This window comes from Burkholderia sola (assembly GCF_905400185.1).
GTDB lineage: Bacteria > Pseudomonadota > Gammaproteobacteria > Burkholderiales > Burkholderiaceae > Burkholderia > Burkholderia sola.
Window position 1 is genome coordinate 846209 of the sequence record NZ_FR989677.1, and the last position, 18884, is coordinate 865092.

At 69.8% G+C, this 18884-nt stretch carries 15 protein-coding genes; 4 read left to right on the forward strand and 11 right to left on the reverse strand.

Annotated elements, in window-relative coordinates; translation table 11 throughout:
* Positions 1-40 precede the first annotated feature (40 nt).
* A complete protein-coding gene (locus KR541_RS33910) occupies positions 41-2347 on the reverse strand; it encodes a hybrid sensor histidine kinase/response regulator (protein ID WP_216090138.1) in 2307 nt (768 codons plus the stop codon).
* A 131-nt stretch (positions 2348-2478) separates the two neighbouring features.
* Between KR541_RS33910 and KR541_RS33915 the strand changes: the two genes are divergently transcribed.
* Positions 2479-3174, forward strand: coding sequence for a PIG-L family deacetylase (locus tag KR541_RS33915; protein WP_124593719.1), 696 nt, complete (start codon positions 2479-2481; stop codon positions 3172-3174).
* Positions 3153-4076: a glycosyltransferase family 2 protein gene (locus tag KR541_RS33920; protein WP_050014002.1), complete on the forward strand. Its 924-nt coding sequence runs from the start codon at positions 3153-3155 to the stop codon at positions 4074-4076. The genes KR541_RS33915 and KR541_RS33920 overlap by 22 nt, the downstream gene beginning before the upstream one ends.
* A gap of 17 nt (positions 4077-4093) precedes the next feature.
* On the opposite strand, the gene KR541_RS33925 is transcribed toward KR541_RS33920, so the two are convergent.
* Positions 4094-5461, reverse strand: coding sequence for a sigma-54-dependent transcriptional regulator (locus KR541_RS33925; protein WP_050014003.1), 1368 nt, complete (start codon positions 5459-5461; stop codon positions 4094-4096).
* A gap of 343 nt (positions 5462-5804) precedes the next feature.
* On the opposite strand from KR541_RS33925, the gene KR541_RS33930 reads away from it, so the two are divergent.
* Complete coding sequence (locus KR541_RS33930) at positions 5805-6845, forward strand: sigma-54 interaction domain-containing protein (RefSeq protein WP_216090139.1); 1041 nt, start codon at positions 5805-5807, stop codon at positions 6843-6845.
* Between the two features lie 24 nt (positions 6846-6869).
* Here KR541_RS33930 and KR541_RS33935 read toward each other — a convergent pair whose 3' ends face one another.
* Positions 6870-7820 (reverse strand): glycosyltransferase, encoded by a 951-nt coding sequence (locus KR541_RS33935; protein ID WP_216090140.1) that lies wholly within the window; start codon positions 7818-7820, stop codon positions 6870-6872.
* A complete protein-coding gene (locus KR541_RS33940) occupies positions 7810-8898 on the reverse strand; it encodes a glycosyltransferase family 9 protein (RefSeq protein ID WP_176016250.1) in 1089 nt (362 codons plus the stop codon). Before KR541_RS33940 ends, KR541_RS33935 begins: the two co-directional genes overlap by 11 nt.
* An 89-nt stretch (positions 8899-8987) precedes the next feature.
* On the opposite strand from KR541_RS33940, the gene KR541_RS33945 reads away from it, so the two are divergent.
* Complete coding sequence (locus KR541_RS33945; RefSeq protein ID WP_176016191.1) at positions 8988-10040, forward strand: RNA-guided endonuclease InsQ/TnpB family protein; 1053 nt, start codon at positions 8988-8990, stop codon at positions 10038-10040.
* A gap of 13 nt (positions 10041-10053) precedes the next feature.
* Here KR541_RS33945 and KR541_RS33950 read toward each other — a convergent pair whose 3' ends face one another.
* The 7 genes from KR541_RS33950 to KR541_RS33980 form a co-directional block, all read right to left on the reverse strand.
* Entirely contained in the window at positions 10054-11055 is a 1002-nt protein-coding gene (locus tag KR541_RS33950; RefSeq protein ID WP_216090141.1) for a glycosyltransferase family 2 protein, read from the reverse strand.
* Positions 11055-12797, reverse strand: a complete 1743-nt coding sequence (locus KR541_RS33955) for a carbamoyltransferase family protein (RefSeq protein WP_089490323.1) — start codon at positions 12795-12797, stop codon at positions 11055-11057. The genes KR541_RS33950 and KR541_RS33955 overlap by 1 nt, the downstream gene beginning before the upstream one ends.
* Positions 12798-12800: 3 nt before the next feature.
* A complete protein-coding gene (locus tag KR541_RS33960; protein WP_216090142.1) occupies positions 12801-14003 on the reverse strand; it encodes a glycosyltransferase family 9 protein in 1203 nt (400 codons plus the stop codon).
* The gene (locus KR541_RS33965) at positions 14000-14611 is read right to left on the reverse strand and encodes a D-glycero-alpha-D-manno-heptose-1,7-bisphosphate 7-phosphatase (RefSeq protein ID WP_216090143.1); all 612 of its coding nucleotides are present in this window, start codon (positions 14609-14611) and stop codon (positions 14000-14002) included. The genes KR541_RS33960 and KR541_RS33965 overlap by 4 nt, the downstream gene beginning before the upstream one ends.
* On the reverse strand, positions 14602-15351 hold the full coding sequence (locus tag KR541_RS33970) for an SDR family oxidoreductase (protein ID WP_050014055.1): 750 nt from the start codon (positions 15349-15351) through the stop codon (positions 14602-14604). The genes KR541_RS33965 and KR541_RS33970 overlap by 10 nt, the downstream gene beginning before the upstream one ends.
* Positions 15352-15563: 212 nt before the next feature.
* Positions 15564-16091: a hypothetical protein gene (locus tag KR541_RS33975; protein ID WP_034196537.1), complete on the reverse strand. Its 528-nt coding sequence runs from the start codon at positions 16089-16091 to the stop codon at positions 15564-15566.
* Complete coding sequence (locus tag KR541_RS33980) at positions 16033-18852, reverse strand: ABC transporter transmembrane domain-containing protein (protein WP_252996712.1); 2820 nt, start codon at positions 18850-18852, stop codon at positions 16033-16035. Before KR541_RS33980 ends, KR541_RS33975 begins: the two co-directional genes overlap by 59 nt.
* Between the last annotated feature and the right edge of the window lie 32 nt (positions 18853-18884).

Sequence of the window (18884 nt, forward strand, 5' to 3'; positions counted from 1 at the left end):
GCGACCGACACGACCTGACGCCGCCGCGACGCGCCGCGCGTCAGCCGTCGCGTTTCGTCACGTGCGCGATCTTGTACGCCAGTTCGCGCACGTCGACCGGCTTGCACAGGTAGCCGTCGAAACCGGCCTCCAGCGCACGGCGTTCGTCGGCGAGGCCCGCGTGCGCGGTGACGGCCAGCACGCGCACGTCGGGCGGGCCGCCGTCGCCGTTCAGCGCGCCGCGCCGCAATGCGTCCAGCAGCCAGAAGCCGTCGCCGTCGGGCATCGCGAGATCGGACAGGACGACCGTCGGGCGGATGTCGGCCATCATCGCGAGCGCCTCGCGGCCGGACGACGCGATCGCGACGGCCGCGCCGAACGTGGTCAGCGCGGCCGTGAGGCTCGCCCGCGTGGTCGCATCGTCGTCGACGATCAGGATGCGGTGCGTGTCGAGCACGAGCGCGTCGCGCCGGCCGCCGGCCTGCGCGATGCTCCACGCCATCGCACCGCCCGGCTGCCAGCCGGCCGGCAGCGTCACCGTGAACGTCGTGCCGCGATCGCGGCCCGCGCTCGCGACGCTCACGCGGCCGCCGTGCAGCTCCGCGATGTGCCGCACGATCGACAGGCCGAGGCCGAGCCCTCGCCGCGGCGACGCGGGCGAATCGTCCGCGCGGCGGAACATGTCGAACACGTACGGCGCGAATTCCGTCGCGATGCCCTGCCCCGTATCGATGACGGTCAACACCGCATGCTTGTCGTCGCGTGCGAGCGCGACCGTCACGCTGCCGCCGGTCGGCGTGAATTTCAATGCATTCGAGATGAGGTTCGACAGCATCTGGCGCAATCGCTCGGCGTCGCCGGACACGATGCACGCGGACGCGTCGCAGTCGAATTCGAGCAGGATGCCGGCCGACGACGCGGCGGTCTGGAACGAGCCGACCTGGTCGGAGAACAGCCGCACGACGTCGACCGGCGTCGCATCGAGCCGCAGCTTGCCGGTCGCGAGCGACGACGCGTCGAGGATGTCGCCGACCATCCGCGTGAGCGAGCGCGCGCTGCGATCGATCGCGTCGATCGCCTGATGCTGCAACGCGTGGTCGCCCGTGTTGCGCAGCACCTCGATCCACCCGTAGATCACGTTCAGCGGCGTGCGCAGTTCGTGCGATACCGTGGCCAGCAGCTCGTCCTTCAGCCGGTTCGACGTGTCGGCCTGGTCGCGCTCGTCGCGCGCACCCTGCAACGAACGCTGCGCCCGCAGGTCGCGGCGGCGCTGCGCACCGGTTTCGCGCAGTGTCAGCGACAGCGCGACCCACGCCCGCGCATCGCCGTGCACCGGGCATGCCGATACCGTCGCCCGAAAACGTCGGCCGTCGCGTCGCACGCACAACAGTTCGAGCGGCCCGATCGGCTCCTGCATCGTGTCGAACGACTCGACGAGCGGGTTGAGCCGCAACCAGCGCCGCGCGATCAGCGTGTCGAACCGGCGGCCGCGCGCGTCGTCCTCGTCGTAACCGAAGATCCGTTGCGCCGCCGCGTTCCAGCTGGCGATGCGGCCGCTCGCGTCGATCCCGACGATCGCGTCCGGCAACGCATCGACGACCGCATGCTGAAGCCGCGACGCGTCGACGCGCGCGCGCTCCGCACCGGCCTCGCGCAGCAGCAGCACCGCGCCGTCGACGTTGCCGTCCCCATCGCCGATCGGCGACGCGACCGCGACGATCGGCACCGGATCGCCGCTGCCGGCCTGCAGCCAGTGCCGGTCGGACGTCGCGTCGGCGCCGCCCAGCGCGTGGTCGAGCGGCGTGGTCTGCACGCGGCGGCCTTCGCGATCGACGAGCCGCAGCACGTCGCGCACGGGCCGGCCGATCGCATCGTCCGGCCGGCAGCCGACGAGTTCGGCCGCGGCCGCGTTGACATAGGTGAGCCGCCCGTTCGGATCGGTCGCGATCACGCCGTGCGGCAGCGCGCGCAGCACGGCTTCGAGCTGCCGGCGCGCAGACGCCTCGCGTCGGCGCGCGCGATCGTTCGTGAGCCGCGTGTGATGCAGCAGCGACGCGACCGCGCATACCAGCGCGCCGATCAGCATGAACGTGCCCAGTTGCACGAGCCGGTCGGGCAGCGGCGCCGTATAGGCGGCCGGGTCGGACAGGAACAGCGTCCAGACGAGCAGCCCGCTGACCACCGTCGACACGATGCCGAACACGAACGACGTCGCCCATGCGGCGCCGGCGAGCAGCGGGTAATACAGCACGAACGGCAGATTCACGCCGCCGAACCGGATCGCGAGCGTCTGCAGCACGGTCGCGATCGCGACCAGCATCACGGCCGTTGCGTAATTTCCGGCCTGCGGCCGTGCAATTTCGATCATTGGACATGCTCCTGTGCGGACAGTCGACGGCGGCCGGCGGGGGCGCCGCGAGTGGGCACGACACATGCTGACCCGCATGTTGGCCGATGCGCACCGGCGGCCCGGCCGCTCACGATGGAGATCTTCACGCCATGCCCGACCCGACACGCTGGCTCGTCGTCTCGCCGCATCTCGACGATGCCGTCTTCAGTTGCGGGCAACTGCTCGCGCAGGCGCCCGGCTCGATCGTCGTCACGGTCTTTGCGGGGGTGCCGCCGCCCGGCACGCCCGCGCCGCCGTGGGATCGCCGCGCAGGGTTTCGCCACGCCGACGAAGCCATGCGCGCGCGCCGCGACGAAGACCGCCGCGCGCTCGCGCTGCTCGACGCACGCCCCGTGTGGCTCGACTTCCTCGACGATCAGTACGGCGTGCCGGCCACGTCGACCGCGATCGCGGCGCGCGTGGCCGACGTGATCGACGCGCACCCGGGCTTCGGCGTGCTCGCGCCGGCCGGCCTGTTCCACCGCGATCATCTGCAGGTGCAGGAAGCCATGCTGTGGCTGCTGCGTGACGACGATGCGTCGCACATCTGGCGCTTCTACGAGGACGTGCCCTATCGCCGCATCGACGGGCTGATGGCCACGCGCGTGAGCGGCTGGCGCGAACGCGGCTGGATCGCGCATCCGGTCGCCGCGCCGGCCGGCAGCAAGACGGACGGCGTCGCCGCGAAAGCCGCCGCCGTCGATGCGTATGCCAGCCAGGTGACGCTGCTCGAGCCTCATATGCGCGCCGCGCTCCGCGAACCCGAAACGATCTGGCGACTCGAATGCGACGTCCCGTCCGTGTAACGCCCGCGCGCGCCGCGCTGCCGCCGGCCGAGCCGCGCGTGACGGCCGTCGTGCTGACCTGCCGACGCACCGCCGAACTCGCACGCACGCTCGACCACCTTTGCGCGCTGCCGGACCGGCCGGCGATCGTCGTCGTCGACAACGGAGCCGACGCCGAGACGGCCATGCTGATCCGCGAGCGCTTTCCGTATGTCGCGCTCGTGCATGCGCCGGGCAACCTCGGCGCGGCCGGCCGCAATCTCGGCGTCGACGTCGCCCGCACGCGCTACGTCGCGTTCTGCGACGACGACACGTGGTGGGCGCCCGGCTCGATCGCCGAAGCCGCGAACCTGCTCGACGCGTATCCGCACGTCGCGGCCGTCACCGCGCGCGTGCTGGTCGGCCCCGGCGAGCGCGAAGACCCGACCTGCCGACTGATGGCCGACAGCCCGCTCGACGCGCCCGTCGCGCTGCCGGGCAGGCCGATTCTCGGGCTGCTGGCCGGCGCGACCGCGTTCCGGCGCGACGCGTTCGTGCACGCGGGCGGCTACCACCCGCGCTACTTTCTCGGCGGCGAGGAAGCGCTGCTCGCGCTCGACCTGACTCGCGCGGGGCACTGGCTCGTGTATGCGCCGCGCCTCACCGTCCATCACTACCCGTCGACGCAGCGCGACCGGCCCACGCGCGAGCGCACCGCCGCCCGCAACGCGGTGTGGACCGCGTGGCTCAGATGGCCGGCCGCCGCCGCGTGCCTGCATACGGTGCGCATGCTGCCGCTGCTGCGCCGTGAACGCGCGATCGTGCGCACGTTCGCCGGGCTGCCGTGGATCCTGCGCGAACGACGCGCGATCCCGCCGCACGTCGAACGCATGCGTCGCCGCCTCGAGCGCGACCCGCGCCGCGAGGCCGGAACCGAAACATGAACGCGAGCGTAGCGGCATCAGGAATCGGGCTTTTCCGCTTCGTCTTCCAGTTGCGCGAGCCGGTTGTAGATCGTCTTCAGGCTGACGTCGAGCACCTCGGCCGCCTGCGCCTTCACGCCGCCGCATTGCGCGATCGTGCCGAGGATCAGCTTGCGATCGACTTCCTCGAGCGGCGTGCCGAACGGCACCGTCACGCGATCCTCGTGCGAATCGACCATGCTCGACAGTTCGTCCATGATCGGCGGCGGCAGCGTGTCGATCACGTCGGCATCGGTGAAGATGCTCGCGCGCTGCACGAAGTTGCGCAGCTCGCGCACGTTGCCGGGCCATTCGTAGGTTTTCAGCGCTTCGCGCGCGGCCGGCGAGAAGCGCAGATTGCGGCCGCTCTCCTCGTTGTAGCGCTGCAGGAACGCATCGGCGAGCATCGGGATGTCGTCGCCGCGTTCGCGCAGCGACGGCAGCGGGATCGGGAACACGTTGATCCGGTGGAACAGGTCGGGCCGCAGCTTGCCGTCGGCCATCGCGGCTTCCGGGTCGCGGTTGGTCGCGGCGACGATGCGCACGTCGACGTCGATCTCGCGCGTCGAGCCGAGCCGCGTGACGCGCCCGGTTTCCAGCACGCGCAGCAGCTTGACCTGCGATTCGACCGGCATTTCGGTGATTTCGTCGAGAAACAGCGTGCCGCCGTCCGCGCGTTCGAAGAAGCCCTTGTGCTGGCGTTCCGCGCCGGTGAAGCTGCCGCGGTCGTGGCCGAACATCTCGCTCTCGACCAGGTTCGCGGCGATCGCGCCGCAGTTGACCGCGAGGAACGGCCCGCGGCGGCGCAGGCTGAGGTCGTGCACCGTCTGCGCGGCGAGCTCCTTGCCGGTGCCCGATTCGCCGGTGAGCAGCACCGACGCTTCGGTACGCGCGACGCGACCGATCGCGTCGTACACGGCCTGCATCGCGGGCGAGCTGCCGAGCATGCGGCCGAAGCGGCCGAGGCGCTGCAGCTCCGAACGCAGCTCCGCGATTTCCTCGTGCAGCGCGCTCGTGCGCGGCACGCGCGCGAAGATGCTGTTCAGCCGCTGCATGTTCAGCGGTTTCACCAGATAGTCGGTCGCGCCGCGCCGCAACGCATCGATCGCGGTTTCGAGGCTCGCGTGGCCGGTGGTCAACACCATTTCGCAATGCGCGCGCTTGGGCAGCGCGTCGAACAGATCCATCCCGTTGCCGTCGGGCAGCACGAGGTCGCACAGCACGAGATCGGGGGTATGCGTCGAGACGAGCGTGCGCGCTTCTTCAAGCGTCGCGGCCGTATCGCACGTCAACTGCTGCGTGCGTGCGAGCGTGGCGAGCATCGTTCGCGTGTCGGCGTCGTCTTCGACGATCAGGACGTAAGGCATCGAGGCTCCTGTTAATGCGGCCCGGCACATGCGTCGGCCGGTACCGCGACACGTGCAGCGTCATGCACGTCACAAAGGCCTCGACGGCATTTTCAACGCTGCACACGAATGGGCAGACAAGCTGTCCTGCACTGAAAACGCGTGCTTAGCAGTATAGAAGAAGGGTGTCGTGCATTCGTCGCTCATCGAATAAATCTATCTGCCGGCGCGAACCGCATTGCCAGATTCAATGTCGATGAAGCGGTATAAAAGGTATCCTGAATACGTAAATAACGACGCATGCTACGCCGTTTTTACCTGGTCACGACACATTCGGTCAAAACTTCCCAACCGGTCATACTCCATGTCGAAATCCGACGATGACGGCACGCGACTGTTCGGCCGTTCGAGAACCATTCAGGATCTGCTACTGAAAGTGTCGCGCGTCGCCGCCACCCGCGTGAGTGTGCTGGTGGTTGGCGAAAGCGGAGCGGGCAAGGATATCGTCGCCCGCCTCATTCACGATATGAGCCCGCGCCGGCGCGGCCCGTTCGTGCCCGTCAATTGCGGCGCGATTCCGAAAGACATCGCGGAGTCGCATTTGTTCGGTCACGAAAAAGGCAGCTTCACGGGCGCCGTTGCACAACATGTGGGCATGTTCGAAGCCGCGCGCGCCGGCACGCTGTTTCTCGACGAAATCGCCGAAATGCCGCTCGAATTGCAGGTCAAGCTGCTGCGCACGCTCGAAACCAACACGATCGTGCGCGTGGGCGGCCACGACGCGATTCCGCTCGACGTGCGGATCGTCGCGGCCACGCATCACGATCCGGTCGAGGCCATGCGCAACGGCACGCTGCGCGAAGACCTGTTCTACCGGATCGCGCCGATCGCGCTGCACGTGCCCGCGCTCAGGCAGCGCGAGGACGACGTCGGCGACATCGCGCTGCAGATCGTCGAACGGCTGAACGCGCGGCACCGCACGAGGAAGCGCCTGTCGACGCAGGCGATGAAGGCGCTGCGCGCCTACACGTGGCCCGGCAACGTGCGCGAACTGCGCAATGCGCTGGAGCGCGCGTTCATCCTCGCCGACGAGCAGATCGAACTGCAATTGCCGCGCCGCCCGCCGCCGCGCGAGGAAGTGCGTCACAACGCGATGACGCTGCATATCGGCACGACGCTCGCGCATACGCAGCAGCGCTTCATCGTCGCGTCGCTGCGGCATTTCAACGGCGACAAGCCGCGCACCGCGAAAGCGCTCGGCATCAGCCTGAAAACGCTGTACAACCGCCTCGCGCTGCTGCCCGAAAGCGAGCGCAATGCGGCCAGCGGCAGCGCGCCGGCGGCGGCTGCGGCTGCGTCGAACGGCAACGGCGCGCCGAGCTCGCCGCCCGCGCCGCCTCCGTGAGCGCGGCGGCCCACGCCGCCGCCGTCACGCCGTCACGTCCCGCAGCGCGGCATCCCAGTCGCGCGCGAAGCGCTCGATGCCGAATCGCTCGCACGCGTCGCGTTTGGCCGCCGCGCCCCACTCGCGCGCGAGTTCCTGATCGCGGATCAGCGTCCGCATCGCGTCGATCAGCACGGCCGGCCGCGTATCGGCCACGCCGTTGCTGCCGGTCTTCACGAGTTGCGCCATCTCGGTCGTCGCGAGCGCGACGATCGGCAGCCCGATCATCATCGCCTCGATCACCGCGAGCCCGAGGCTCGTGTAGCGAATCGGATTGAAGAAGAACCGGTAGTGCGACAGGAACTGCGGCAGCGCCAGGTTCGGCACTTCGCCGATCCCGCCGAGTTCGGTCGAGCCCATCCCGACCAGGTCGATCGGCACGCTGTGCCGCACGACCTCGAACAAGTCCGCGCCGAGGCGCCGGCCGCGGCGCGCGAGGTTGTTCACGACGGCCACGCCCTTCGGCAGCGTGCCGCGATACTCGACGCCTTCCGGCACCAGCACGCCGTGCTCGATCACGCGCGTCGGCGTCACGCCGTTGTCCCACATCAGCGCGTTGAACGGCGTCACGTGCACCAGCAACACGTTCGGGTCCTGCACCGGATGCAGCGTGTCGGTCGGATGCTCGCGCGGCGGATCGTGCTCGACAAACAGCGTCGGCAGCGCGCGCTGCGCTTCGCTCAGCAGCCGCAGGCGGTCGTGCTGGTAGTGCTTCACGTGCTGATACAGCACGCAGTCGAATTCGGTGTCGCGCACGCACTCGGCCGGCACCTCGTGCACGTTGTCGCCCCACGGCAGGTGGCCGACGCGGCCCGCATAGCCGGGCGGATGCTGCGGCTTCGTCACGATGTAGAAATCGTGCGGCGCCTGCGACAGGTAATACAGATAATTGCCATGCACGTGCCAGGTCAGCACGCGCAACCGCTTAACAGACATGACGTCTCTCCTCCGCGAGCAGTTCGCCCGCCCGGTCCATCACGTCGCCGACGCCGATCGCGGTCGCGCACTCGTGCCCGTACGGGCAGGTATCGAACATGCACGGCCGGCACGCCGGGTAGTTCGCGAGCACGCGATGACGTTCGGCGTCGAGCGGCGCCCAGCGGGCCGTATCGCTGCCGCACGCGACGACGATGCTCGGCGTGCCGAGCGCCGCCGCGACATGCGATACGCCCGTGTCGTTGCACAACAGCAGCCGCGCGCGGGCGATCAGCGCGGCCAGCGCGCCGAGCGGCGTGCGGCCGCACAGGTTCACGCACGGCCGCCCGAGGTGCTCGGCGAACGCGCTCGCGAGCCCCAGTTCCGCGCGCGTGCCGGTCAGCACGATCTGCCAGCCGTCGTCCGCGAGCTGCCGCGCGGCGAGCGCGAAGCGTTCGACGGGCCAGCGCCGCGACGCCATCCGCGCGCCGGGATGAACGATCACGTAGCGGCCGGGATCGAGCGCATGTTCGTCGCAGAGCACGTGCCACAGCGCGTAGTCGAGGCCGCCGAGCGGAAATTCGAGGTAGTCGCCCCAGTCCGCATAGCCGAGCTTGCGCGTGAGCGCCAGATAGCGCGCCACCTCCGGTTCGTCGTCGCGCCAGACCAGCGCGCAGTCGAGCGTGGTCGTGCCGCCGTCGGCCGGCACGAAGCCGGCCGTGCGCGTCGCGCCGAGCGACGCGACGATCGCGTTCGTGTGCACGCCGCTGCCGTGCAGCTGGATCGCGAGATCGAAGTCGCGCGCGCGGCATTCGGCGATGAACGCTTCGCGCGTGGCCGCGTCGGGTTCGGGCTGCTCGGCGAGGCCCGGCGCGCCCGGGAACGCGATGAAGCTGTCGATGTAATCGGAAAATCGCGACGCGAACTCGCGCGCCCACGGCAGGCCGATCAGCGTGATGCGCGCATCGGGTTCGCCGCGCCGCAGCGCGCGCAGCGCGGGCACCGCGCACAGCATGTCGCCGAGCTGCAAAGCGCGGAATACCGCGATCCGCTTCGGGCCGCGCGAGCCGTCGGAATCGACGCTGGGATCGAGCTTCATCAGTTGCTCCGAGAAACCCCGTCCTTCAGGACGGAGAGGAAAGGCATGCTGTTGACAGGCAGCTTCTTCCACGGGTTAGGATCACCTGCATGATTCTTGTCTATCGCTACCGGGTGAAGTCGCTCAACGGACTGCTCAACAAGCAGAGCCGTGCGGTGAACTACGTCTGGAACTTCTGCAATGACACGCAGAAGCACGCGCTGAAGTGGGGCAAGAAGTGGCCGACGGGATTCGACCTGAACGTGCTGACGACGGGGAGCAGCAAGGAACTCGGTATTCACTCCGGCACGGTCAACGCGACGTGCGAGCAGTACGCGAAGTCGCGCAGTCAGCACCGTCGGTCGTACCTGCGCTATCGCGGCAGGAAGTCGCTCGGCTGGGTGCCGCTGAAGGGCCGAGACCTGAAGCGCGAGGGCGAAGCGTTCCGCTTTGCCGGCAACACCTTTCGCGTGTTCAACAGTCGACCGCTTCCCGAAGGCAAGATCAAGGACGGGACCAACTTTGCGCAGGATGCACGCGGCAACTGGTTCTTGAACATAGCGATCGAGATGCCGGATGTTCAGGCTCGCCCGATCCGTTCCGGTGTGGGCATCGATCTCGGCCTGAAAGACTTCGCCACACTTTCGACCGGCGAGAAGCTGCCTAACGACCGGTTCGGTCGATGCGCGGCCGAGAAACTCGCGAAAGCGCAACGGGCGCGAAAGCACAAGCGGCATATCGCGAAGCTGCACGCCAAGGTCGCGAATGCGCGTGCCGATTTCCAACACAAGCTCGCGCTCGATCTGGTGCGGCGTTTCGATTACATCGCGGTCGGCAACGTGTCGGCCGCGACGCTCGCCAGAACCAGGATGGCGAAGAGCGTCTACGACGCATCCTGGTCGTCTTTCCGAAACAAGCTCCGCTACAAAGCGATCGCGCACGGGGCCACGTTCGAGGAAGTGGACGAAAGCGGTTCGACCCAGTCCTGTTCGGCGTGCGGGTCGAAAGACAGCACGACGCGGCCGAAAGGTATCGCGGGACTGCGAATAAGAGAGTGGGCCTGTAGTGACTGTGGTGTCGAACATGATCGAGATACCAACGCTGCGTTGAACATTCTCCGATGCGGACGTGCATCGCCAGGTGTGGGAATCCTCTCCCTTTAGGGAGATGAGGGCGTCAAAGGAAAAACACCCGGAAGTGAAGCGCGCCGCGCATGCGCCAGTACAGCGACACGGGCGGAATCGCGATGGAGGTAACGATCATCTCTGCCACGTGCGACGCCGTGAGCTGCGTGCCGCGCAACCGTTTCGCGCAGAACCCCGCGGTAATCGCGGCCCACACCGCGACGCACACGATGGCCGGCGCCGGCCAGCCAGCGGCGAAACAGCCGATCGCGCCGAGCGCGGCGAGCACGGCCGCGTAGTAATGCCACGGCGGCACGGGCCGGATATGACGCCGGTACGTCGCGCGGTGCTTCTTGTACAACAGCGCATCGAAATACACCTTCGACTGCGCGCCGATGCTCGATCCCCAGCGCGCGGGGCGCACCGGATGCACGATGCGCGCGGCGTCGGCGTCGACGATCGGCCCCGCATGCTCGCGCAGCGCGAACATCAGGTCGGCGTCCTCGCGCCACGCGCGCGTGAAGCGTTCGTCGAAGCCGCCGATGCGTTCGAGCGCCGCGCGCCGCACGAAGCAGTTGGCGGTTGCGAATTCCGCATGCGCGAGCCCCGCCGCGTCGCGTTCGTAGTCGGTCGGGCGCGGCCGCAACGGCACGTCGATCCGGCCGGCGGCCGCCGCCGCCGACGGCGCGGCCTGCAGCGCGGCCGCGCCGTTGCGCAACCAGTCCGGATCGGGGATCGTGTCGTCGTCGGTAAACGCGATCAGCGCCCCGCCCGCGCTGCGCCAGCCGACGTTGCGCGCGCCGGCCGGGCCTTGCGTGTCGGGCGCGGTCATGTAGCGGATCGCCGGCACGTCGGACACGCGCGCGCGGCACGTATCGACGACGGCGCGCGCACTGCCGGCCGGGTCGTCGTCCACGACGACGATCTCGTAGGTGGTCGGATCGAACACCTGCGCGCAAAGCGCGTCGAGGCAGCGTTCGAGCAGATCGGGCCGCCGATAGGTCGGCACGACGACCGACACCACCGGCGGCAGGTGCGTGTCGCGCATGTTCATCACGGCTTCTCCAGCAGGAACGGGCCGATCACGAGCGCGTCGAGCGGCGACGTCCAGAAGCATTCGATCGCGTCGCGCGGCGAGCACACGATCGGTTCGCCGCGCGTGTTGAACGACGTGTTGACGAGCACCGGCACGCCGGTGAGCGCGTCGAACTCGGTCAACAGCGCATGCAGCAGCGGATGCTGCGTCGCGTCGACGGTCTGCACGCGCGCGGTGCCGTCGATGTGGCGCACGGCCGGAATTTTCTCGGCGCGCTCGGGCAGGACGTCGTACACGAACAGCATGAACGGCGCGCGCAGCGGCGTGCGCCGGCCGCCGCTGAACCAGTGATGCGCGCGATCCTCGAGCACGACGGGCGCGACCGGCCGGAAATCCTCGCGATCCTTGATCCGGTTCAGCTTGCGTTGCATGTCCGGATCGATCGGCGACGCGAGGATCGACCGTGCGCCGAGCGCGCGCGGGCCGAACTCCATGCGCCCCTGGAACCAGCCGATCACGCGGTTCGCCGCGAGCAGCGCGGCCGTCTGCGCGGCGACGTCGGCGAGCCGCCGGTACGGCAGCTGCGCTTCCTTCAGGAACGCCTCGATCGCGTCGTCGTCGTAGGCCGGCCCCAGGTACGCATGATCCATCCGCCAGCCGCCGCGCGCGCCGCGCATCCGGAAGTCGGTCCATAGCGCGGCGCCGAGCGCGGTGCCCGCGTCGCCGGCGGCCGGCTGCACCCACACGTCGTCGAACGGGCCGCGATCGCGGATCTTCGCGTTCATCACGCAGTTCAGCGCGACGCCGCCCGCCATCGCGAGCTGCCGCTCGCCGGTCTCGGCGGCGAGCCAGGCGACCGCCTGCAGCGTCGTCTCCTCGAGCACCCGTTGCAGCGCGTGCGCGATGTCGCAGTGATGCGGCTCGATCGGGCCGCCGCGTTCGCGCGGCGGGCCGAACAGTGCCGCGAGATCCGCGTCGCGCACGTCGTAGCGCCCTTCGCCGCGATACTGCACGAGCTTGCGCATCTCGTCGGCGAACACCGGCTTGCCGTACGACGCGAGCGCCATCACCTTGTATTCGTCGGACGAGTGCAGGAAGCCGAGATAGCGGGTCAAGCGCTCGTACAGCAGCCCGAGCGAATGCGGCAGATTGACCTGCCCGAGCCGCCGGTACGATCGGCCGTCGAACACGCCGTAGCTCGTCGTCGCCCGTTCGCCGCGCCCGTCCATCGTCATCACCGCGCAGCGTTCGAACGGCGCGGCGAGAAACGCGCTCGCCTCGTGCGCGAGATGGTGCTCGATGAAATGCCAGCGGAACGGCCCGTCGTGCGTGACGCCGCGAAAGCGCCGCTGCAGATGATGCGGCACGCCGCCCGCGAGCTGGCGCGGCGCGTTGACGATCGACGACAGGAACAGCGGATGCCACGGCGACGCGCCGTCCTCGCGCGGCGCATGCGCGGACGGCGACAGCGGCAGGGTCAGCGCCGGCGCCGTGCCTTCGCGGTCGAGTTCGAACCACGGGTCGTACGAATACGCGACGTGGTCGACGTCCGCGAGCGTGATGCCCGCTTCCGCGAGGCAATAGTCGATCGCGTGGAAAGGCAGCTCCCAGGTCGAGAACGGCACCGGGCGCTTCGCGTGCTTCACGTGCGTGAAGCGTTCGTCCTCGGCCGCCGCGATCACGACGCCGTCGCGCACGATGCACGCGGCGCTGTCGTGGAAGGCGGCGTTGATGCCGAGCGTATGGATCGGATCAGGCATGCGTCAGTTCCTCGTGATGACGTGCGCGAACGGAATCACGTTCGATGCGTGCGCCGCGACCGGCTCGTCGTCGTGCGCGGCAGCCCGCGCGGCCGTGCGTTGCGCATGGCGCGCGCTGCCCCGCAGCAACGCGTGCACGGCGGCGGCGACGTCGTCGACGCTCACGCCGCGCAGGCACGGATGGCCGGGCTGGTTGCACACGCTGCGATAGCAGTTGCGGCACGGCACGTCGACGTTCAGCACACGGTGCGGCACACGCCACGGCGTGTGCTGCGGATTGGTCAATGCATACAGGTCGACCACCGGCGTGCCGAGCGCGGCCGCGAGATGCACGGGGCCGCTGTTGTTCGACAGCAGCAGGTCGGCCGTCTCGATCAGCGCGCCGAGTTCGCCGAGCGGCAGCACGCCCGCGAGCGGCACCGCGCGCGGGCCCGCCCGTTCGCACACCGCGTCGACCAGCGCGCGTTCGTCCGCGCTGCCCGTCACCGCGATGCCGTCGAACAGCGGCGCGACCACGGCGGCCGCTTCGCCGAAACGCTCGGCCGGCCAGCGCCGCGACGCGGCGGTCGCGCCCGGATGGACGACGAGCCAACGCGGGCGCTCCGCCGCCGGCCGCCGTGCACCGCCGAAGCGCTGCAACGCGGCCTGCAGGCGCGCATGCACCGCACGCCGCGCCGCGTCGCCCGGCTCGAACGCCATCCGCCAGTCCGCCGTCTTCGCGCCGACGGCACGCACCAGCGCGAGCTGGCGCGCGACCTCGTGGCGCATGTGCGATGCCGGCTCGGTTTCCGGCACGCGGTCGGTCAGCAATTCATACGGGTTCTCGCGGCAATGCGCGAGCCGCAGCGGGATGCCGGCGAGCCAGCACATCATCGCGGCGGGCAGCGGATTCTGGCTGTAGACGGTGAAGATCACGGCCGCGTCGAAACGGCCCGCCAGCAGCCGGTCGATCATGTCGAGATCGGCCACCGGATCGCCGCGCACGTCGGGATGCTTGACCCATGGCGCGTCGTAGCTCCACACGTCGTCGACCATCGGCAGATGCCGCGCGAGCGCGGCGCCCGTGCGCGACGTCAGCAGCGTCAGCTGGCGATCGGCGCCGCTCTCCTTCAGCGCGCGCAGCGCGGGCGTGGTCATCAGCACGTCGCCGATGCTGTCGAGCCGCACGCACAGGATGCGGCGGGCGCGGCTCCAGGCCGTGCTCATTGCCGCACCCACGAGCCGTGCCGACGCGCGGCTTCGCGCACGACGATGTCGGCGGCGAGGTCGATGCGATCGACGACGTGATGCGGCGTGCGCGCGGCGTTGAGCCGCCACTCGGTCCCGTTGCCGCAGTCGACCAGGATCGTGCCGCAGCGCGCGGTGCGGCCGGCCTCGACGTCGTCGAGGATGTCGCCGATCATCCAGCTCCATTCGGGCGCGGCGCCGAGCGCGGCCAGCGCGCGGCGCAGCATGCCGGGGCGCGGCTTGCGGCAGATGCAGTCGCAGGTGTAGCGCGGCACGCTGCCCCTCGGGTGATGCGGGCAGTAAAAAAAATCCGCCAGCGTCGCGCCGTTCGCTTCGAACAATTCGGCGAGGCGCTGGCGGACCGCGCCAAGCTCGTGTTCGGTAAAGCGGCCGAGCGCGACGCCCGGCTGGTTCGACACGACCGCCAGCGGCATCCCGGTCGCGCCGAGCGTGCGCAGCGCGCGCGCGGCGCCCGGCGCGAGGCGCATGCGCGCGGGATCGACGTTGTACGGCACGTCGTCGAGCAGCGTGCCGTCCTTGTCGAGCAGCACCGCGCCGGGCAGCCGGCGTTCGCGCTTCAGGGCCATGACGTCTCCTTCATCGGCAGCACCATCAGCTCCGGCACCACGGTGCCCGGCGGCTGCGTCAGCACGAAACGCACGGCGGCCGCAACGTGCTCCGGCGGCTGCAGCGTGTCCTCGTCGATGTCGGGAAAACGGTCGAGCAGGAACGGCGTGCGCATCCCGCCCGCGACGATCGCCGACACGCGCACGCCGCACGGCCGCAGCTCGGCATGCAGCGCGTGCGACAGGCCGAGCAGCCCCCACTTCGTCGCGTGATACGCGGACGCGTTCGGCCACGCACGCTTGGACGCGGTCGACGCGATGTTCACGATATGGCCGTCGCCGCGCGCCTTCATCATCGGCACGGCCGCGTGACACATCAGGTACGGGCCGAACAGGTTCGTCATCAGCACCTGCTGCCACGCGTCGACGCTCACGTCGTCGATCGGCGCGGTCACGTCGATCGCCGCGTTGTTGACGATCACGTCGAGGTCGCCGAGCGATTCGCGCGCATCGTGCACGACCTGCAGCACCGATGCTTCGTCGCGCACGTCGAGCGGCCGGCCCACCGCCTGCCCGCCGTGCCGTTCGAGCCGCTGCGCGACGGCTGCCGCGCGGTCCCCGTCGAGATCGGCGACGACCACATGCGCGCCGTGCTGCGCCAACTCTTCGCAAATGGCTTCGCCGAGACCGCGGCCGCCCCCGGTCACGAGTGCGGTCCGGCCGGCGAGCGGCGGTTTGGCTGGATCGTGAGTCGCGTTCACCTGCACCTCCTGTCGATGTCGGAAAGCAATCCGGCTGACGGCGACACTTGTCGCGACAACCGTCCGTGCAGGAGGTACAGCTAAAACCGTGCCGGCCTACGCGGGCCCGCGCCGCATCGGGCCGGAGGCACACGCTCGCTGGCTTTTTTATAACCTGCTGTAAAAACCGGCCCGGGCGGCCGCGCCTGGGCGGCCCCACCTAGGCGGCCCCCTCAGATCGCGAGCCCGTCGGGCGTGGCCTGCGCGCGGTGCTTCGCGAGCGCGCGCAGGCAATGCGCGATGCAGCCCGCGAACGCCTCGTCGAACCACGGCTGCGCGCCCGACACGCCGACCACGATGCCGCCGAGCGCGACGCCGCCCCACAGGTTCGTGTCGCCCGCGCGCAGCCGGTACGGCTCCAGCGCCTGCACGACGTGGCCGTCGCGGCCCGTTTCCCACGACAGCCGCGCCTTGGCCCGTGCATACGCGCGATAGTCGGCGTCCCAGTCCTTCGGGTCGGGCAGCGAAAACTCATACAGGATCGCGTCCTCGAACGCCGCATCGTGCGGCCCGAGCGCCGGGTCCATGATCACGATGTGCAGGCAACCGCTGTCGCCGACGAAATCGCTCTGCAGCGCGGCGGACAGGGTCGGCAGCAGCAGCTCGACGGCCGCCACCGCGGCCTGGCGGTCCGCGAACGCGCTACCGCCGCGACGTGCGTTCAGGGCTTCGGGTGTCGTCGGATTCAGAAGGTTCGGCATGGATTTCTCCGGAGGAAAACGCGAGCGCACGCAACGCCGCGATCAGGTCGGCCGCTACCGCGGGCTTGGTCAGGTACGCATGGAAACCGGCTTCGACCGCACGCGTGCGGTCGCGATCGCGCGCATGGCCGGACAACGCCAGCGCTTCGAGCGGCGCACGGCCGTCGCGGTCGCGCGCGGCATCGAGCTGGCGCACGCGCGCCATCACCGCGTAGCCGTCCTCCTCGTCGTCGCCGAGATCGATGTCGCAGACGAGCAGCGCCGGCCAGTCGGCCCGGCGCGCGCGCCACAGGTCGTCCAGCAGCGCCTGGCCCGACGCATACGCGTGCACGTCGGCGCCGGCCACCTTCAAGAGCGCGGTGAGGGCCTCGCGCGCCTCGTCGTGGTCGTCCACGCACGCGATGCGCAGCCCGTCGAGCGGCTTCGCCGTGGCCGCCTTGCCGGCCTCCGGATGCGGCGACGCGCCGTCGGGCTGCATCGACGCCGGCGCCACCGCATACATCGGCAGCGACAGGTGCAGCGTCACGCCAGTATCGTCGCGTTCGCGCACGACGTAGCCGCCGGCCTCCTCGATCGCGTCCTGCAATCGTTCGAGATCGATCAGCGACAGTTCGGTGGCGTCGACGCCCGCGCACGCGATCGTGATCCGCGCTTCGGGGTCGTGGCGCGCGGTGCGCACCTCGAGCTGCCCGCCGCTGCTCGCTTCGATCGCGCCGCGACACAGTTCCCACACGAAGCGCCGCAGCGCGGCCGGATCGGCGTTGACGACGAGATCCTCGTCCGACACATGGCGGAACACCGGCACGCCGCGCAGCGCGGCCGCCTCCGCCAGCGAATCGAGCACCTGCGACACGAGCGGGTTGATCCGCACCGGCTGCCGCGCGAACTTCGCCTCCGTGCGTTCCAGTTCGCGCTGCTTCGCCTGCAGCGACCACATCTGCGCATACACGCCGCCGCTTTCCAGCAGATCGTCGTGGGTGCCCTGCTCGACGAGCCGGCCGTACTCCATCACGAGGATGCGGTCGGCATCGACGATCGTCGACAGCCGGTGCGCGATGATGAGGCTCGTGCGATGCTGCGCGACGCGCATCAGCTCCTGCTGGATCGCGCGCTCCGAGCGCGTGTCGAGCGCCGACGTCGCCTCGTCGAACACGACGATCGGCGGCGCCTTCAGCAATGCGCGCGCGATCGCGACCCGCTGCCGCTCGCCGCCCGACAGCCGCACGCCGCGCTCGCCGACGCGCGTGTCGTACGCATCGGGCAGCCGCTCGATGAACGCGTCGAGCTGCGCGCCGCGCGCGGCCGCGATCACCTCGCCGCGGGTCGCGTCGCGCTTGCCGTACGCGATGTTGTACGCGAGCGTGTCGTTGAACAGGATGGTGTCCTGCGGGACGATGCCGAGCGCGTCGCGCAGGCTGCGCTCGGTAACGAGCCGTAAATCCTGGCCGTCGATCCGGATCGTGCCCGCGTCGGGCTGGTACAGCCGGAACAGCAGCCGCGCGAGCGTCGACTTGCCCGAGCCGCTGCCGCCGACCACGGCGATCGTCTGCCCGGGCTCGATGCGGAACGACACGTCGAACAGGATCTGCCGGCTCGGCTCGTAGCCGAAGTCGACATGCTCGAACTCGATCGCGCCGCCGCGCACGACGAGCGGCTGCGCGCCGGGCGCATCGCCGTCCTCGCCGGGCTTGCCGCGCGCATCGAGCAGCCCGAACAGCCGCTCGATGTTCGTCATCGCGTCGTTCGCCTCGCGGAACACGAAGCCGAGCGCATTCAGCGGCAGGCTGATCTGGATGATGTACGCGTTGATCAGTACGAGATCGCCGATCGTCATCGCGCCGCGCGCGACCTGCTGCCCGGCGAGCAGCATCACCGCCGCGATTCCCGCGCCGATGCACGCGCTCTGCCCGATATGCAGCGTCGACAGCGCGTACTGGTTGTCGACGCCGGCCTCGCGCCATGCGTCGAGCACGCGATCGAGCCGGTTGCGCTCGACGTCCTCGCGCGCGAAGTACTTGACCGTATCGACGTTCAGCAGGCTGTCGACCACGCGCGAATTCGACTCGGCCTCCAATGCGTTCACGCGCCGCTGGTAACGCATGCGCCGGCGCGTGAACACCACCGTATACGCCGCGTAGACGGCAAACGTGACGAGGATGATCGCGGTGAAGCCGCCGCCGTACTTGCCGATCACGATCACGAGCACCGAGCCGATCTCGATCGCCGTCGGCACGATCGTGAACACCGCGACGCCGAGCAGGTAGCCGATGCCGGCCGTGCCTTTCTCGAGGTCGCGCACGACGGCACCCGTCTCGCGCTGCGCATGAAAGCGCGCGCCGAGGCGATGCAGATGGCCGAACGTGCGCACGGTAAACGACGCGACCGTATGCTGCGTGACCTGCACGAAGGTCATGTCGCGGACTTCGTTCAGCGCGTTCGACGCGAAGCGCACGACCGCGTACGCGAACAGCAGCAGCACCGGCCACGCCATCGGCTGGCCGGCCGCGCGACCGAAGCCGTCGACGATGTCCTTGAGCAGCAGCGGCACCGACACGGCCGCCGCTTTCGCGAGCACCAGCAGCACGATCGCCGCGAGCACGCGTGCGCGGTAATGCCAGATCGCGCGCCACAGTTCGACCGCGATCCGGACGCGCAGGCCGCGCCTGTCGTGGCGGTGGCGGCGATGGCGGTGGTCGCGCGGGTCGCGGCCTGCCGCCGCATCACGTTCGTTGACGGGCGTTTCGTCGATTCCGGTCGTCATGCACGCATTACTCGCGGTCGGGGGCGCGGCGT

Bases quoted from the DNA above. Each gene is read 5' to 3' on its own strand.
- KR541_RS33915 (WP_124593719.1), top strand. From the start codon at position 2,479: ATGCCCGACCCGACACGCTGGCTCGTCGTCTCGCCGCATCTCGACGAT.
- KR541_RS33920 (WP_050014002.1), top strand. From the start codon at position 3,153: ATGCGACGTCCCGTCCGTGTAACGCCCGCGCGCGCCGCGCTGCCGCCG.
- KR541_RS33950 (WP_216090141.1), bottom strand. From the start codon at position 11,055: ATGAACATGCGCGACACGCACCTGCCGCCGGTGGTGTCGGTCGTCGTG.
- KR541_RS33960 (WP_216090142.1), bottom strand. From the start codon at position 14,003: ATGAGCACGGCCTGGAGCCGCGCCCGCCGCATCCTGTGCGTGCGGCTC.
- KR541_RS33980 (WP_252996712.1), bottom strand. From the start codon at position 18,852: ATGACGACCGGAATCGACGAAACGCCCGTCAACGAACGTGATGCGGCG.
- KR541_RS33930 (WP_216090139.1), top strand. From the start codon at position 5,805: ATGTCGAAATCCGACGATGACGGCACGCGACTGTTCGGCCGTTCGAGA.
- KR541_RS33935 (WP_216090140.1), bottom strand. From the start codon at position 7,820: ATGTCTGTTAAGCGGTTGCGCGTGCTGACCTGGCACGTGCATGGCAAT.
- KR541_RS33965 (WP_216090143.1), bottom strand. From the start codon at position 14,611: ATGGCCCTGAAGCGCGAACGCCGGCTGCCCGGCGCGGTGCTGCTCGAC.
- KR541_RS33975 (WP_034196537.1), bottom strand. From the start codon at position 16,091: ATGCCGAACCTTCTGAATCCGACGACACCCGAAGCCCTGAACGCACGT.
- KR541_RS33940 (WP_176016250.1), bottom strand. From the start codon at position 8,898: ATGAAGCTCGATCCCAGCGTCGATTCCGACGGCTCGCGCGGCCCGAAG.
- KR541_RS33910 (WP_216090138.1), bottom strand. From the start codon at position 2,347: ATGATCGAAATTGCACGGCCGCAGGCCGGAAATTACGCAACGGCCGTG.
- KR541_RS33945 (WP_176016191.1), top strand. From the start codon at position 8,988: ATGATTCTTGTCTATCGCTACCGGGTGAAGTCGCTCAACGGACTGCTC.
- KR541_RS33955 (WP_089490323.1), bottom strand. From the start codon at position 12,797: ATGCCTGATCCGATCCATACGCTCGGCATCAACGCCGCCTTCCACGAC.
- KR541_RS33925 (WP_050014003.1), bottom strand. From the start codon at position 5,461: ATGCCTTACGTCCTGATCGTCGAAGACGACGCCGACACGCGAACGATG.